This window comes from Streptomyces hazeniae, from assembly GCF_031845485.1.
In the GTDB taxonomy this organism is placed as follows: Bacteria; Actinomycetota; Actinomycetes; order Streptomycetales; family Streptomycetaceae; genus Streptomyces; species Streptomyces hazeniae.
The window spans coordinates 1-481 of sequence record NZ_JAVREQ010000121.1 but is presented as its reverse complement, the minus strand read 5'-3'; the positions used below and the strand labels follow the sequence as shown (position 1 = coordinate 481).

The 481-nt window shown below is 75.5% G+C and carries 1 pseudogene; it reads right to left on the bottom strand.

The window, feature by feature from the left end:
- Positions 1-481, bottom strand: a pseudogene (locus RM572_RS28900) (alpha/beta hydrolase); the annotation flags it as partial.

Sequence of the window (481 nt, the reverse complement as noted above, 5' to 3'; positions counted from 1 at the left end):
CCACAGTTCCGCCCCGCCCGGCCCCGCCGCCCCCGCCAGCATCCTCGGGTGGTCCAGCGGGAAGTACGGGTCGCGGTCGCCGTGCACGAGCAGCAGCGGGGCCGGGGCGATGAGCGGGACCGCCGCGACCGGGGAGAGCGGGACGGGGTCCCAGTCGTCGGTGGCGATCCGGGTCCGGAATCCGTACCGCCCGACAAGCCGCCCCGAGGGCCGGGTGACCACCCAGTGCAGGCGGCGCATCGGGGCCGTACCCCGGTAGTACCAGCGGGCCGGAGAGCTGACCGAGACCACCGCGTCGGCGTGGGCTCCGGAGTGCGCCCCCGAGCGCTCCTCCGCGCGCCGTTCGCGCACCGGTACACGAACGGACGCCCCCCGCGCATCGAAATCCCCCTCGGAGCCGTCCGTATACAGAGCGCCGTGCCGCAGCACCACGGACCCGCCCATGGAGAACCCGACCGTCACGACCCGGGAGTGCCCCAGC